At 40.6% G+C, this 1,441-nt stretch carries 1 protein-coding gene; it reads right to left on the bottom strand.

Translation table 11 applies throughout. The annotated features are described in order from the left end of the window. Nucleotides 1-273: 273 nt before the first annotated feature. A partial coding sequence (locus tag QTN95_RS20635) for a hypothetical protein (RefSeq protein ID WP_331418845.1) occupies nt 274-1,441 on the bottom strand: 1,168 nt, incomplete at its 5' end.

Here is a 1,441-nt window from a genome sequence, read left to right as displayed (position 1 = left end):
AGGCTGTCATTTCTACACGAGAATGCCATGGATAGCCTCGACAACATCGACTTTAAAAAACTCGCTAGTCAGCAGAAGTCTATACAAATGAAGATGCGTTTACTTGCTCTAGCACACTTTAAAGAAGGGCGGTCTCGAACACAGATTGCCAAATATTAGTCTGGTACAGCGATGCTAGAAGGGAGGTGTGTCCATCACATCAAAGTCTAAGAATAAAATAAGCCGCTTTGTTTCATGCGGCTTACTCTATTAATGGTTAAACACTAGTTGAAATTAACCCTTCTTACATGCAAAGAAACCATGGTAGTAACTGTTGGCTGCAGGAGTGAACGTTGGGTTAGCGTTTAATGCAGTTAAGATACCTACAATACCAGAGCCCCCAGGGACTGCATTACTCCACCATGTATTTAAAGTAGCAGTATCTTTGGTCCAATAACCAGTAAAGCCTGGCCAAGATTGATTAAACGTTTGACTACTCGCAAAAGCAAGCATTTCATTTTCTGTCATTGGTTTAATATCTTCACCGATCGCATCACAGTATGCCTCCAGAAGATTGTTGTTTCCTCGCGCTCTTGGGGCATAAACATATTGCTTAGTTTTACCATTATGCGTGACAGCTTCAATTTTCTTCATTGTTTCGCTAGGAAATAGTGCTGAAAACTGTTGCGGCGATGGCGGATAAAAATAAACCGTATTATTCGTCTCGATATCACTATCTCGCACTAATCTTTCATCACAATCGGGAGTAAAGTAGCCAACGGTGGCGTCAGACAATACCACCGACGAACACAAACCGAGTAGTTTAACGTTATTGGTCTTTAAATCTATAATAAATGCACGTTCATGCTCAAATGTTGCATAATTAGGCGACAGCTCTTCCATTTGTGCAGTGGTTATTGCGGTACCTTCATTAAACAAGGCACGAAAGATACCTTTTGGTCTAGGTCCAGTTGAAGCACTTACCGGCCCTTTGTAAGTAAAAGTCGCCTTAGTATTTACTGTAGTCGCAGAATCAAGAATAAAATCGTCGGTAAACTTATTGTTGAAGTCCCAATAGTCCTCGAAGTTTAGTGTATTGCTTCTCGTCATACGTTGACGAACATTGGGTACAACTGTAAGTTCATTAGAACATTCCATATTTACATTATCGATCTTACAAAGTTTGATGGTTTTACCACGCAACTTGTGACTCGGAGCAAAAAATAGGTTGTCTGATTGTACTCGTCCACTACTATCAATCCACGCGAACTGGTTAACGCTTCCATCATCGTTATACTTTTTAATCGGGCCATTCTCTGGGCTAGATAGAATAGGTATGCCTACTGGTGTTTCCTCTCTAGACCCCAAATAGCTCTCAATTTCCATCGCGGCATATGATAGCGAAGACGACATGACTAACGACGTCGCAATGCTTAACTTAAATATTTTTATTTTCATATTG

Origin of the sequence: Vibrio sp. M260112, assembly GCF_036533775.1 — a bacterium.
Lineage (GTDB): Bacteria > Pseudomonadota > Gammaproteobacteria > Enterobacterales > Vibrionaceae > Vibrio.
The sequence above is the reverse complement of the archived record's forward strand: the minus strand, read 5'-3'. Positions and strand labels throughout refer to the sequence as shown.